The sequence below is a fragment of the Amycolatopsis orientalis DSM 43388 genome, assembly GCF_000411975.1.
GTDB classification, from domain to species: domain Bacteria; phylum Actinomycetota; class Actinomycetes; order Mycobacteriales; family Pseudonocardiaceae; genus Amycolatopsis; species Amycolatopsis orientalis_D.
The window spans coordinates 241,245-254,627 of the sequence record NZ_ASXG01000015.1 but is presented as its reverse complement, the minus strand read 5'-3'; the positions used below and the strand labels follow the sequence as shown (position 1 = coordinate 254,627).

The 13,383-nt window shown below is 68.0% G+C and carries 15 protein-coding genes and 1 tRNA gene; 11 read left to right on the top strand and 5 right to left on the bottom strand.

The genetic code is table 11. From position 1 onward, the window contains the following. A partial coding sequence (locus L942_RS45190) for a hypothetical protein (protein ID WP_235078859.1) occupies positions 1 to 369 on the top strand: 369 nt, incomplete at its 5' end. 103 nt (positions 370 to 472) lie between these two features. Beyond that, entirely contained in the window at positions 473 to 1,114 is a 642-nt protein-coding gene (locus L942_RS02720; protein WP_037354353.1) for a VanZ family protein, read from the top strand. 183 nt (positions 1,115 to 1,297) lie between these two features. Here the strand turns inward: L942_RS02720 and L942_RS02715 are convergent, their stop codons facing one another. Continuing rightward, the gene (locus L942_RS02715) at positions 1,298 to 1,936 is read right to left on the bottom strand and encodes a class I SAM-dependent methyltransferase (protein WP_037354350.1); all 639 of its coding nucleotides are present in this window, start codon (positions 1,934 to 1,936) and stop codon (positions 1,298 to 1,300) included. Between the two features lie 29 nt (positions 1,937 to 1,965). On the opposite strand from L942_RS02715, the gene mug reads away from it, so the two are divergent. The 4 genes from mug to L942_RS02695 all read left to right on the top strand — a co-directional run bounded on the left by mug (position 1,966) and on the right by L942_RS02695 (position 6,017). Next, complete coding sequence (gene mug / locus L942_RS02710) at positions 1,966 to 2,544, top strand: G/U mismatch-specific DNA glycosylase (RefSeq protein WP_037354348.1); 579 nt, start codon at positions 1,966 to 1,968, stop codon at positions 2,542 to 2,544. Between the two features lie 246 nt (positions 2,545 to 2,790). Further along, positions 2,791 to 3,579: a response regulator transcription factor gene (locus L942_RS02705; RefSeq protein WP_051165666.1), complete on the top strand. Its 789-nt coding sequence runs from the start codon at positions 2,791 to 2,793 to the stop codon at positions 3,577 to 3,579. 158 nt (positions 3,580 to 3,737) lie between these two features. Next, on the top strand, positions 3,738 to 5,582 hold the full coding sequence (locus L942_RS02700) for an acyl-CoA dehydrogenase (protein WP_037354346.1): 1,845 nt from the start codon (positions 3,738 to 3,740) through the stop codon (positions 5,580 to 5,582). 159 nt (positions 5,583 to 5,741) lie between these two features. Then, on the top strand, positions 5,742 to 6,017 hold the full coding sequence (locus tag L942_RS02695; protein ID WP_037354344.1) for a GlsB/YeaQ/YmgE family stress response membrane protein: 276 nt from the start codon (positions 5,742 to 5,744) through the stop codon (positions 6,015 to 6,017). A 1-nt stretch (position 6,018) separates the two neighbouring features. On the opposite strand, the gene L942_RS02690 is transcribed toward L942_RS02695, so the two are convergent. Both L942_RS02690 and L942_RS02685 read right to left on the bottom strand, forming a co-directional pair. Next, a complete protein-coding gene (locus L942_RS02690) occupies positions 6,019 to 6,549 on the bottom strand; it encodes a GNAT family N-acetyltransferase (RefSeq protein WP_037354341.1) in 531 nt (176 codons plus the stop codon). Between the two features lie 8 nt (positions 6,550 to 6,557). After that, positions 6,558 to 6,935, bottom strand: coding sequence for a nitroreductase family deazaflavin-dependent oxidoreductase (locus tag L942_RS02685; protein ID WP_037354338.1), 378 nt, complete (start codon positions 6,933 to 6,935; stop codon positions 6,558 to 6,560). Positions 6,936 to 7,049: 114 nt separating this feature from the next. Between L942_RS02685 and L942_RS02680 the strand changes: the two genes are divergently transcribed. The 3 genes from L942_RS02680 to L942_RS02670 all read left to right on the top strand — a co-directional run bounded on the left by L942_RS02680 (position 7,050) and on the right by L942_RS02670 (position 9,894). Continuing rightward, positions 7,050 to 7,718, top strand: coding sequence for a hypothetical protein (locus L942_RS02680; RefSeq protein WP_200862680.1), 669 nt, complete (start codon positions 7,050 to 7,052; stop codon positions 7,716 to 7,718). Between the two features lie 2 nt (positions 7,719 to 7,720). After that, a complete protein-coding gene (locus L942_RS02675; protein WP_037354335.1) occupies positions 7,721 to 8,371 on the top strand; it encodes a hypothetical protein in 651 nt (216 codons plus the stop codon). A gap of 140 nt (positions 8,372 to 8,511) precedes the next feature. After that, a complete protein-coding gene (locus L942_RS02670) occupies positions 8,512 to 9,894 on the top strand; it encodes an amino acid permease (RefSeq protein ID WP_037354332.1) in 1,383 nt (460 codons plus the stop codon). A 287-nt stretch (positions 9,895 to 10,181) separates the two neighbouring features. Here the strand turns inward: L942_RS02670 and L942_RS02665 are convergent. Beyond that, positions 10,182 to 10,252: transfer RNA gene (locus L942_RS02665), tRNA-Gly, on the bottom strand. 114 nt (positions 10,253 to 10,366) lie between these two features. On the opposite strand from L942_RS02665, the gene L942_RS02660 reads away from it, so the two are divergent. Continuing rightward, complete coding sequence (locus L942_RS02660) at positions 10,367 to 11,575, top strand: oxygenase MpaB family protein (RefSeq protein WP_037354330.1); 1,209 nt, start codon at positions 10,367 to 10,369, stop codon at positions 11,573 to 11,575. Beyond that, positions 11,562 to 12,143, top strand: a complete 582-nt coding sequence (dcd, locus tag L942_RS02655; protein ID WP_037354328.1) for a dCTP deaminase — start codon at positions 11,562 to 11,564, stop codon at positions 12,141 to 12,143. Before L942_RS02660 ends, dcd begins: the two co-directional genes overlap by 14 nt. On the opposite strand, the gene L942_RS02650 is transcribed toward dcd, so the two are convergent. Continuing rightward, positions 12,140 to 13,336 (bottom strand): FAD-dependent oxidoreductase, encoded by a 1,197-nt coding sequence (locus L942_RS02650; RefSeq protein WP_037354326.1) that lies wholly within the window; start codon positions 13,334 to 13,336, stop codon positions 12,140 to 12,142. The two genes, dcd and L942_RS02650, sit on opposite strands and share 4 nt — an antisense overlap. Between the last annotated feature and the right edge of the window lie 47 nt (positions 13,337 to 13,383).

The following is a 13,383-nucleotide window of genomic DNA, read 5'->3' as shown; positions in this document are numbered from 1 at the left end:
GCGGGTGCGCTCGTGACGGCCACCGTGGCCAGTGCGGCCGCGGCGGTGGCCGCGAGCCGGGTGAAGAGCTTCATGTTTCCTCCGGTGTTCGCGCCCGCTCGACCCCTGATGCGGACGCCCGGCGAAGCAGTCTGCCCAAATCGGACGGTCCTGAACAGAGCGGAACGGCTGGTCCCGGAGGAAGTTTCGGTAACGTTCGCCGCTTGGCCGGCGATCTGTGCGGTGGGTGCCGAGGGGGACAAAATGGAACTGCAGCTCGTCGTGCTGGTGCTCGGCGTGGTCGTTTTGCTGATCGGCGGCACCGTCTTCGCGGCCTGGCGCTCCGAGCGGGTGGACCGGGACGACGAACCCCCTTCGCGCGACGGCTGACCGATCGGTCGGCGCGCACTCGGCCATCTGGCCGATCCGTGGTCCAGACCCTCGGGCTTTTCGACCGAAGTGCCGCGACGGCACGATCAATAGCGTTCTCGGCATGACGAACGCACAGGTCACCGCCCTGCAGTACGGGTTCATCGGGTTCCTCGCCGTCTGGGCGACGATCCTCGTCCCGCAGCTCGTGCTCCAGTTCGCGCGCTACGGCCGCCTTCGGCTGCGCGGCCTGGTGACGACGGCGGCGGTCGTGTTCTACGCGTGCATGGCGCTGGCGGTCGTCTTCCTTCCGCTGCCCGGCCCGAACAGCCGCCGGCTGGAGCAGACCGTGCAGCTGGAGCCGTTCCAGTGGATCGCGGACATCCACACCGAGCTGGTGAAACACGGCCTCCCGGCGGCGGACTGGTTCGCCACCCAGACGTTCCAGCAGGCCGCGATGAACGTGCTGCTGTTCGTCCCGCTCGGATTCTTCGCCCGGGTGCTGTGGCGGCGCGGCCTGGTGGGCGCACTGGCGATCGGCTTCGCGGCCTCACTGGCCGTCGAGATCACCCAGCTCACGGCCAACTTCGGGACCGCGCCGTTCGTCTACCGGATTTTCGACGTCGACGACCTCATGACCAACACGTTCGGGTCCGGCCTCGGCTGGCTGGCCGGGGCGCTGCTGCTCGCCCTCAGGCCGATCTCTTCAACCCTCCGCGTGGAGCCTGCCCGGAGCGAGCGGATCGACCTCGCCGAGACGCGCTAACCGGGCTCGTCTCGCGATCGCGGCTTGGCGCGCCGCGCGGCGGTCTTCCAGGATCACGATCAACGAGGCGATGGCGATGATCAGTGCTACCAGGCCGAGCACTAGCCACAGTTGCATGTGCTCTCCTCATCGACGCCGTTGTGCGAGAGATCACACAGGCTACCGAGCGGGGCGCCCGATTGGCTACCCCGCGTTCGAAGGTCGTGCGGAGAACCAATCCCGGTCAGCGGCAACCCAGCGCTCGAACCTCAGCCCGGCCCGCTCGAGAGCCGGTTCGAGGGGGAAGGTTTCGCAGGTGAAGGACTGTTTCCAGGTTCGTTCGCCCAGGCGGTAGACAACCGTGGCGGAGAGCCGGTCGCCGTTCCGGCGGACGCCTTCGACGGCGATGCGGACCTCGCCCAGTTGGCCGCCCGAGCCGTCGGCGACCTGGTCGAACCAGGCGGGCGGATGCCATTCGACCAGCAGCTGCCCGCCCGGGGCCAGGTGCCGCCGCGCCGCCGCCAGCAGCGCCTGCCGATCCGGCCCGTTGACCAGATGGCTGCCGAGCACGACGACCGGGAACCGCCGGTCCAGCCGAAGCTCGTCGATCCGAGCGCACACGGTCTCCGCGCCCGTGACGTGCGCGAGCATCTCCGCCGATTCGTCGACCGCGACCACCGGATGCCCGAGCGCGAGCAGCGGATGCGTCACGCGCCCCGCTCCGCAACCGAGTTCGAGCACCTCGGCGCCCGCCGGGATCGCGCCGTGAATCACCTCCGGCTCGCCGGCGGGCGGCAGTGCCCGATAGAGGTCGACCGGGCAGCCGTCAGGCGTCACGCTCATGCCGTCCAGCGTGCCGGAAACTGGGTCGCATGCCCGCCAAACCCACCAAGGCCGAACAAGCCGCCGCGCACGGAACCACCATTCCGGACGTGCTGGCCCCCAACCTGAACGTGTTGTTCTGCGGCATCAACCCCGGCCTCTACTCCGGCGCGCTCGGACTGCACTTCGCCCGTCCCGGCAACCGCTTCTGGCCGGCCCTCTACGCCAGCGGGTTCACCCCTCGCCTGTTGGATCCGAGCGAGCAGGACCAGCTCCTCGACCTCGGCCTCGGCATCACCAATGTCGTGGCCCGGACCACCGCCCGCGCCGACGAGCTGACTGACGGCGAACTCCGTGAAGGCGGCCGGATTCTGGCCAGGAAGGTCGAGAAGTACCGCCCGCGCTGGCTGGCAGTGGTGGGAATCACTGCCTACCGCGTCGCGTTCGGAGATCGCCGCGCCGCGGTCGGGCCGCAAGACCGGACAATCGGGACAACTCGGGTCTGGCTGCTGCCCAATCCGAGCGGTCTGAACGCGCACTGGACCCCGAAAACCCTCGCCGAGGAGTTCGGTCGGCTGCGCGCACAGGCGGTCATCGGAGATTCACCCGAGCAGTTAAACCCTCAGTAGAGCTAACCCGTCCGGGCGGACCCGCACTGCGCCGTCTCCCCGCATTTCGACGGCCATTTTCTACGCAGAGTTTGCTGCGACCAGCCGTTACGGCCATGAGGGGGAAACCGCGTCACAAGCTGCTCTCGGCGGAGTCGGACTAGGGACAAGGTGTCGTTCCCGGCCGGTTCCGGCAGGGGGGACCGGCCGGCACGCCGAGGGGGTGTGCCCGTCACCGGGAGCGACCGAGATGGACGGAGGCCCGAGATGCGTGGCATCGAGCCCCACCGAACGCCCATGTCGGCCGGTCAGCCAGCCGGCGGTCGAAGCCTGGGGGTCGCGGTCGTCGACCCGATCCCGATTTTCCGCGAGGGCATCGCGGCGATGGTGCACCGCACGCTGGGCCTGCACTGGTCCGGACAGGCGGCGAGCCACCACGCGGCGATGCAGCTGTGCGAGCAGGTCCGCCCGGACGTCGTGATCCTCGACTCCGCGCTCGACCCGAACTGCCACCTCGCGAAACTGCTCAACGCGGGCGACCCGGCACTCGTGCTGGTCACGCTCGTGCGCGACACCAACCGCACCCAGCAGTACCTCGCCGCCGCCATCGGCGCGGGTGCGCACGCCATCGTCCCGCGGGCGGTCGATTCCCGGCGGCTCGCCGAAGCGGTCCGGCGCGCGCACAACGACCGGCGCTACATCGACCCGGCGCTGTCCGCGCTCACCGCCCGACCCAAGCGCGAGCCGTCGCCAAGAGCCGCTCCGGTCGACGGTCAGCTCGTGCAGCCCAAGGGCGCCATGCCGCTTTCCCGCCGCGAGTACCAGGTTTTGCAGCTCGTCGCCGAAGGGCTGGAGAACTCGGGAATCGCGAAACTGCTGTTCCTGTCCGTGGAAACCGTGCGGACCCACGTGAAAAGCATTCTGCGCAAGCTCTCCGCTCGCGACCGGACACACGCGGTGACGATCGCGTTCCGCAGCGGCATCCTCGTCCCCCAGCTCGACGACAGCGCCGGTCCCCAGGCAGTGCAGGAGGCCGTGGCGCGCAGCACCCGGTGAGGTCGGACTCCTGGTCGGCCCGGTTTTCCGAGCGAATGCCCACCCCTGGAAGGGCGGATTCGCTTGCTCTGGTTACTCGTAGGTAATATCCTGATGTTACCGGCGAGTAAGGGAACCAGTGCCCGGCCGGAAAGCCGAACACGACACGGAGTGACGACATGGGCCACTACAAGAGCAACGTCCGAGACCTGGAGTTCAACCTCTTCGAGGTGCTCGGCGTGCAGGAACGGCTCGGCAAGGGCGTGCTCGCCGAGTCGGACGAGGAGACCGCCCGCGGCGTGCTCTCCGAGCTGAACAACCTCGCCACCGGCCCGCTCGCCGAGTCCTACGCCGACGCCGACCGCAACCCGCCGGTGTATGACCCCAAGACGTTCAGCGTGACCATCCCCGACTCGTTCAAGAAGAGCTACCAGGCGCTCGTGGACGGCGAATGGTGGCGGCTCGGCCTCACCAACGACCTGGGCGGCTTCGGCCTTCCTCCGACGGTGCAGTGGGCCGCGGCCGAGCTGATCCTCGGCGCGAACGCCCCGCTGTTCATGTACCTGGCGGGTCCGAACTTCGCCATGATCGTGGACAAGAACGGCACCGAAGAGCAGAAGCACTGGGCCCGGCTGATGATCGAACGCGGCTGGGGAGCCACCATGGTGCTCACCGAGCCGGACGCCGGTTCGGACGTCGGAGCCGGCCGCACCAAGGCGGTCAAGCAGGAGGACGGCTCCTGGCACATCGACGGCGTGAAGCGGTTCATCACCTCGGCCGAGAACGACATGGTCGAGAACATCATGCATCTGGTGCTGGCCCGCCCCGAGGGTCCCGGCATCGAGACCAAGCCGGGCACCAAGGGCCTCTCGCTGTTCCTGGTGCCGAAGTACCACTTCGACTCCAAGACCGGCGAACTGGGCGAGCGCAACGGCGCCTTCGTCACCAACATCGAGCACAAGATGGGCATCAAGGTGTCCACCACGTGCGAGCTGACCTTCGGCCAGCACGGCACCCCGGCCAAGGGCTGGCTGCTCGGCGAGGTGCACGACGGCATCGCGCAGATGTTCCAGGTCATCGAGTACGCCCGGATGATGGTCGGCACCAAGGCGATCGCCACACTGTCCACCGGCTACCTGAACGCGCTGGAGTACGCCAAGGAGCGCGTGCAGGGCGCTGACCTGCCGAACATGCTCAACAAGACCGCGCCGCGCGTGACGATCACGCACCACCCGGACGTGCGGCGTTCGCTGATGCTGCAGAAGGCGTACGCCGAGGGTCTGCGCGCGGTCTACCTCTACACCGCGTCCTTCCAGGACCAGCTGTGGACCGGCGAGGGCGACGAAGCGTCCCTGAAGCTGGCACACGGCGTCAACGACCTGCTGCTGCCGATCGTCAAGGGCGTCGGCTCCGAGCGCGCCACCGAGCAGCTCGTGCAGTCGCTGCAGACCCTGGGCGGTTCCGGCTTCCTGCAGGACTACCCGATCGAGCAGTACATCCGCGACGCGAAGATCGACTCGCTGTACGAGGGCACCACGGCGATCCAGTCGCTGGACTTCTTCTTCCGCAAGATCGTCCGGGACAAGGGCCAGGCGCTCGCGTTCGTGGCCGGCGAGATCACCAAGTTCATCGAGTCCGAGGCGGGCAACGGCCGGCTCAAGAACGAGCGCGCGCTGCTCAAGCAGGCGCTCGAGGACACCCAGGGCATGCTGGGCTCGCTGATCGGCTACCTGACCTCGTCGCAGGAAGACCCGCAGAACATCAACAAGGTCGGCCAGCACACCGTGCGGCTGCTGATGTCGGTCGGCGACCTGCTGGTCGGCTGGAAGCTGCTGCAGGGCGCCGAGGTCGCGCTGGCCAAGCTCGACAACGGCCCGTCGGCCAAGGACAAGCCGTTCTACGAGGGCAAGCTGGCGGTCGCGTCGTTCTTCGCGAAGACCGTGCTGCCGGAGCTGACCTCGCGCCGCGCCATCGTCGAGGCCGCGGACAACGCGCTGATGGACGTGGACGAAGCCGCGTTCTGATCGCACTCGCTGGAAAAATGCCCCGGCCCGCACCCCGGACCGGGGCATTTTCCGTGCTTCCAGTGGCGGTTACCCCAGTCGGGCGGTAAGCCGGGTTTGGCCCTCCGGGTTCCGGGCTAAACCGGTCGAGCCCGGTCCTCTCGGCAGAAGGAGTTCGTCATGGCGGTTTCCGGCATCATCAGCGCGATCGTGATCGGCCTGATCCTCGGCCTGCTCGGCAAGCTGGTCGCCCCTGGAAAGCAAGCGATCCCGATCTGGCTGACGATCATCGTCGGCATCATCGCCGCGTTCGTCGGCACCGCGATCGCCCGCGGCCTCGGCTACGCCGACACCAAGGGCATCGACTGGCTCGAGATCATCACCCAGGTCGTGCTGGCCGCGATCGGCGTGACGCTGGCCGCGAGCCTGTGGGGCAAGCGGCAGGTCAAGAGCTAGCTCAGTCGTTCAGTTCGGGCTCGAGCAGGCTCATCAGGTACATGTCGTGGTAGCGGCCGTCCGGCCCGCGATGGCATTCGCGGTGCCTGCCGTCCTCCACGAACCCGACCTTGCGGTAGACGTGCCGGGCGCGCTCGTTCTCGGCGACCACCCAGAGCGCGATCAGGTGCAGCCGCATCACGTTGAATCCGTAGCGGCACATGAGTTTCAACGCCTCAGTGCCGTAACCGCTGTCCCAGTGGTCGGTCTCGCCGAGGTAGATGTCCAACTCGGCGCGGCCGACCTCTGGGCGAGCGTCTCGCAGGTCGACGACGCCGATCAGCTTGCCCGCGTCGATCGATTCGATGCCGAGCACGACGTTCTCGTAGGTGTTCACCGGGCGGTCTTCGGCCCGCTTGCGCAACTGGGCGAGTGAGCGCGGGTAGTCGCTGGTCATATACCGGCCGACCTCCGGATCGTGGATCCATCGGTAGAGCGAGTCGGCGTCCGACGGTTCGAGCGCCCGCAGCCGCACTAGCTTCCCGGTGAGCATCCCGCCCCTTATTCTCGTTTCAGCACAAGGAAATCCGTGACGCCGACCAGTCCGAGGAACTGCCGCACCCCGGGCGGCATCGGCCGGCGCGACTCATCATGCACGAGTTCTGGATCACGCACGCGGTATTTACGGCCGCGGGTGATCAGCTCCGCCTCGCCCGCCGTGCGGACGTTGCGAACCCAGTCGGAGTCCGGTCCGTAGGTGAGCGCGACGACGAAGCCGTCGTCGGTGCGGAAGACGTTGAGCGGGGTGCGGAATTCGCGGCCGGACTTCCGGCCGCGGTGCACGACCACCCCGAATCCGGGCAGTTTGTCGGCGAAGGGTTTCGTGACCCGGTTGGTGACCACGCGGTTGAACCGGGCGAGACGTTCGGGCAGCACCATGCCGCCGAGCCTAATCCAACGTACGTGGAATTTCCTGCCGGAGACGCGCTGTGCACCTGAGCGGACGGGTCTGGTGGGATGGGCCCGCACGGGGACGCGAGGTGGGGAGCGGGCATGTCCGAAGACTGGCTGATGCGGCAGGATCCGCGCGCCGCGGTGATCGTCGCGCAGAGTCTGGTCGAGCATCCGGAGCGGCTCGAATACGTGCTGCTGGACGAGGAAGACGACTGGCTGGTCAGCGACGGCTCCAAGCTCAGCGGCGACGCGGAGCGCAACCGCGAGCGGTACGCCTCGATGTGCCTGCACGACACCGTCGAGTTGGTGCCACAGCTGACCGCGCTGGCCGAGCTGCCCGCCGGGATGGGCGCGAACTGGAACGCGGAGACCGCGACCTGGGAACTGCTCTCGCCGACCGATCCGCACGACGACGAGGAAGCTTCCGCGCGACGGGCGGCTCGCGTCGCGGACTGGCCGCATCCCGGGTCGCCGACGGACAAGGCGTACCTCAGTCTCGGGTTGACGGAGATCGCCACCGCGGCGGACGCACCGGCCCGCGGCGTGCGTTATGCGAACCGGGAAGAAGACGGCACGTGGATGTTCGTCGGCTTCGAGGTGCCGGACCCCGATGAGCAGACCGAGGTCGAGGTTGACACCCTGGAACTCGGGCACGTGGCGGAGCTGTATCCGGACGTGGTCGAGCTGCTGGACGCGGAGCCGGGGGAAGTGTTTTTCCGCGAGGCGCCGGATGCCGAGTGGTTGCAGGTAATCGACGACGGGGAGTGAAGATGTCCGAACGATGGCCGCTGCGGCAGGACCCGGAATCCCCGGTGATCATCGCGCACGAGCTGGTGGATCATCCGGAGAAGCTGGCCTTCGTCGTCCTCGACGATGACGACGACTGGTTCATCAGCGACGGCGCCGAGTTCGAAGAGGACATGGAGGTCAACCGCCAGCTGTTCGGCGCGATGGCTCTGCGCGAGGCGGTGACCCTGCTGCCGCACTTGGTCGCGCTGGCCGGCGTGCCGGCCGGGATGGCCGCGGACTGGGATCCGGAACGGCGGACCTGGCTGCTCAGCTCGGTGTCGGATTCCGATGACGTGGACGAGGACCTCGCCCACCGCGAAGCCCGGATCGCCGCCTGGACGCATCCTGGTTCGCCGCTGGAAGAAGTGCAGCTGAGCACCGGCTTGACCGAGATCGGCACGACCGCCGACGCTCCGGCGCGGGCGGTCCGCCAGGTCGTCCGCGAGCAGGACGGGACGTGGCTGTTCGTCGGGTTCGAGGTCCCCGAGGCGGAGGACTTCGAGGTGGAAGGCCTGGAACTGGAACACGTCGTGCGGCTGTACCCGGACGTCGTGCCGACCCTGCTCGCCGCGCCGGGCCAGGTGTTCGACCGCGCCGAGCCGGGCGCGCCGTGGGAATTGGTGGAAGGCTGACGTCCTTTGTGGACCGTCTGAAATCGCAGACGCTTTCCCGTCGTCGTAGGTTGGGCGGCCGGGGCCGGATCAGTTCTACTGTGCCGACCCGCTCGCGCGCCGCTGCGCCGCGGGCCGCCGATTTCGGGAGGTAGGCGTCGATGACGACGAAGTCCGGGGATGGTTTGAGCCGCCGGTTGAACGGCAGGCACATCCGGTTCATCGCCTTGGGCTCGGCGATCGGCACCGGATTGTTCTACGGCTCCTCGGACACGATCGCCAAGGCCGGGCCGTCCGTCCTGCTGGCGTATCTGATCGGTGGCGCGGCGATTTTCTTCGTGCTGCGCGCTTTGGGCGAGATGGCCGTCAACGATCCGGCACCCGGCTCGTTCGGCGAATACGCGCGGAAACACCTGGGCCCGTTAGCCGGCTTCCTGACCGGCTGGACGTACGCGTTCGAGATGGTGATCGTCTGCGTCGCGGACGTCACGGCTTTGGCGGTGTACATGGGATTCTGGTTCCCCGAGGTGCCGCGCTGGATCTGGGTGGTGCTGACGATTCTGGTCATCGCCGCCGCGAACCTGGTCAGCGTACGGGTTTACGGTGAACTGGAGTTCTGGTTCACCCTGGTGAAGGTGGTCGCGATCGTCGCGATGATCCTCGGCGGCGCGGCAATCCTGCTCTTCGGCCTCGGCGGTGATTCCGGCAGCGTCACCAACCTGTGGTCCCACGGCGGCTGGTTCCCCAATGGTGTTGGCGGTTTCCTGGGATCGTTCGCCCTGGTGATGTTCGCCTTCGGCGGCACGGAAATCCTGGGCCTCACCGCGGCCGAGTCGGAAGACCCGCGCACCGCCATGCCCAAGGCGGTCAACACGGTTCCCGTTCGGGTGCTGCTTTTCTACGTGGCGACTTTGGCGATCATCATGATGCTGAACCCGTGGAACACGATCAGCACCTCCGGCAGCCCCTTCGTGCAAATCTTCGCCGGGCTGGGTTTGCACTCCGCCGCAACGGTTTTGAACATCGTCGTGGTCACCGCCGCGCTGTCCGCGATCAACAGCGACATCTTCGGCGCCGGCCGAATGATCTACGGTTTGGCTCGTCGTGGCCAAGCCCCCGCGGTCATGGCCCGGGTTACGCGCAATGGCATCCCGTGGATGACCGTCCTGGTGGTCGCTGCGGCTTTGAGCCTGGCTGTGGTGTTGAACTACCTGTTGCCGGACAGCGCTTTCCTGCTGATCGCCTCGGTAGGCACGTTCGCGACGGTGTGGGTTTGGTTCATGATCCTGCTTACGCACTACCGGTCTCGCCGCTCGTCGCCTGCCGCCGAGCTGGCCTTCCCGGTGCCGTTCTGGCCGGTGGGTCAGGTGCTGACGATGGTGTTCATGGTGTTCATCTTCGTGGTGATGGCGTTCGCCGAGGACACTCGCTTGGCGTTGATCGTGGGCGTCGTGTGGCTGGCGGTGCTGTGCGGGTTGTTCTGGTTTCACCGGAGGGCTGCTTCGTCGGCCCCGAGGGAAGACGCGATGACCGAGGCGGGATAAACCCAGGTGGCAACCGGGTCGGGCAGCGGGATGCGTGAGCACTTAGCGTCCATGATGGACACCCCTTCTCCGAACGCTGCGGCATTCGCAACCGATGACGCAACGCCGATCGCGGCCGCGGCGGTGGTTCCGCACCAACCTGGCCAAAGCGCCCGGCCTCTGAGGTGCCGCCCGCTCGCTCCGCACCGAGAGCGGAAATAGCGCCGCGAAATGGTCCCGGAGAAAAGCAGTAGGGGCGCTTACCATTCCGGAAAGCGCCCCTACTGAGCTGCTGAAACAGCCAAGAGAGCGGATGACGGGAATCGAACCCGCGTATTCAGCTTGGGAAGCTGATGTTCTACCATTGAACTACATCCGCAGTGCCCAGCCAGCATACACAACCGCGGCACCCCCATGTCCAGCGGGGCACGTCTTGACGCTCCGCCAGCGAAGTGACAACACTTGTTGTCGACCCACGGTGCGGAGGTGCGCGATGGACGACCCCGAGATGCCCCCGGAGATGTTCCGCCAAGGCGGGTTCCGCCTGGCCGCCCGGACCCGGGGCGCCACCGCCGACGAAGGCCAGATCAAGCGGCTCCGGAGCTTCGCCCAGCAGCAGGACGATCTGGCCGACGCGGTCGTCGAGTGGCTGCACCGGGAGCCGCGCCAGCGAAGTCGGGTTGAGGAGGCGCTCGGTGGCGGCCAGGCGCCGCCTGAGCTGCAGGACTTCATCGACCACGTGGAAGCCACTCCGTACTGGGTCGATCACCAAAGGCTCGTCAGCGGCGCGAAGGCGATCACCCGCGCCGGGCTGCTTGGTCTCTTCCCTCTCGGCGACATGTCGCTCATGGGCGGCTACCTGGCCTCCCGCGCGACGAAATCGCTGGTCGGCACCGGCGAGATCGAGCATCGGGCACCGCGGCGGCTGGTGGAGACCGCGGCGTGGTGGATTGACGTCACGACTCCAGGGGCGCTCGAGAAGCACCGCACGGGATATCAAGCCGCCTTGCGGATCCGGCTCGTGCACGCGCACGTCCGGCGCGCGATGAACAGCCGGCCCGACTGGGATTACGACCGGTGGGACCGGCCGGTCAATCAGGTGCAGACCGCGGGCACTCTCCTGCTCTTCTCGCTCGTCTACGTCTTCGGCACGCAGCTGCTCGGCCTCCGCTACACCGCCCGCGAGAAGGCCGACATCCTGCATCTTTGGCGTTACGTCGGCTGGCTGATGGGCGTCGACGACGAACTCCTGCCCGCCGACGAGGACGACGCCTGGCGGTTGCTCTGGATGCTCGCCGCGACCGAGTTCATCCCCGACGACGACTCCAAACGGCTCGCCCGCGCCCTTGTCGACGCGCACGCGGCGATCGGCGAGGGGCGCGGGGCCGCCGGCAAAGTGCTCGCGCAGGTGAACGTCGGCGTGCATTCCGCGATCAGCCGGCTCGTGCTCGGGCGCGACAACGCCGACTTTCTCGGGCTGCCGGACAACCCGGTCGCGCAGGCCGCGGTGCTCGCCGCCGCCGGCGTGAATTACGCGGCGGAAACCGTCCGCCAGCTCATTCCCGGGGCGACTGCGCTGCAGGAAGCGCTCGGCGCGTTCGGCCGCCGGCGGTACCTCAAGCGGATGAACGCGGTCTTCGAGCGGAGGGGCGCCCCGGCCGTGCCCAGCCGCCCGATAGGCTGCATCCGTGCTGCTCAGTGACCGTGACCTCCGCAAAGAGCTCGACGCCGACCGTCTCGGCATCGACCCCTTCGACCCTGCCATGGTCCAGCCGTCCAGCATCGACGTCCGGCTCGACCGGTACTTCCGGGTCTTCGACAACAGCAAATACACCCACATCGACCCGCAGCTGCAGCAGGACGAGCTGACCTCGCTGGTCGAAAAAGAGGGCGACGAGCCGTTCGTGCTGCACCCCGGCGAGTTCGTGCTCGGGTCCACGTTCGAGCAGGTCCGGCTCGCCGACGACCTCGCCGGACGGCTCGAGGGCAAATCCTCCCTCGGCCGCCTCGGGCTGCTCACCCACTCCACCGCGGGCTTCATCGACCCCGGCTTCTCCGGGCACATCACGCTCGAGCTGTCGAACGTCGCGAACCTGCCGATCACGCTGTGGCCCGGGATGAAAATCGGCCAGCTGTGCATTTTCCGGCTGTCCAGTTCCGCGGAATTCCCGTACGGCTCCAGCGAGGCGGGCTCCCGCTACCAGGGGCAGCGCGGGCCGACGCCCAGCCGTGCGTACAAGAACTTCCACCGCGTCGACACCTGGCGCTAGGCCGCCCGCACCGGGGCCGCCCAGTCGATCCGGTGGTCCCACATGAACCGGTTCGGGTCGTCGCCCGCCGGTTTGCGCAGCGCGCGCGTGATGAAGAAATCCCGGAGCACGCGGCCGATCGGGCCCGGGGCTTTGGCATCGCCGTTGCGTTTGCCTTGGGCCACAACGGCTTCCACTCGCTCGCGGCGCAACGCCTCGAAGGTCGTCAACGCGGTCGCCGGGGCGGAGACGTCGCGCAGGCACCTCGCCAGCGTCACCGCGTCCTCGATCGCCATCGCCGCGCCCTGGCCGGCCGCCGGTGACGTCGCGTGCGCGGCATCGCCGATCAGGCCGATCCGGCCGCGGTGCCACACCGGGACCGTCGGGAAGTCGTACGTCGCCCACGGTTCGTAGATGTTTTCGCTGGCCTCGATGATCGCGGTGGCCGGCGTGCGATCCGGGCGGGCGAGGTCGAGCAGCCGCTTCCGCCAGCCGGGGCCGCGCATCGCGGCGAGGTCGGATTCCGTCGGCTCGCTCGCGTGCGGCACGTTCGCGAACCACCAGACCGCGCCGTCCGGAGCGAGCACGTGCGCGAAGAACGCCCTGCGGCCGAACACCATGTGCATGACGCCCGGCTCGTCGTCGAGGTCGAGCCCGCGCGCGAAACCGCCGGTGTTGAGCAGCGGCACGTACCGCGGCGACGGCGCGGAGGGATCGAGGATCCGGCGGACGGTCGACCGCAGCCCGTCCGCGCCGATCAGCAGGTCGCCGTGGGCTTTCGTGCCGTCGGCGAAGAGCGCGGTGACGCCGTCCGCGTTCTGCTTGGCGTCGGTCAGCCGCTTGCCGAACTCCGTGGGCACGCCGCGTCTGACCGCTTCGTCGCGCAGCGCCACGTAGAGGTCGGAGCGCAGGACGGTCTGGCTCACCGTGCCGTCCGGCAGCGGGCCGCCGAGCGGGAACTCGCTGAGCCGGCGACCGTTGCCGAGCCCGAGCGTCATCCGCGGAGTGTCGAAACCCAGCTCTTTGACCAGCGGTTTCAGTCCCAACGGCGTCAGCGCGTCGAGGCCGTTCACGGCGAGCGTCAGAAACGCGCCGACCCCCTCCGCGCTGCGGTCGTACGCCTCGTACAGCACCGGTTCGTGCCCCACCTCGTGCAGCGCGATCGCGGTGATCGCCCCCGCGATGCCCCCGCCCGCGATCAAGACTCGCGACATGATTCACCCCTTGGAATATCTTGGAAAGTAATTCGTTCTATCGAACT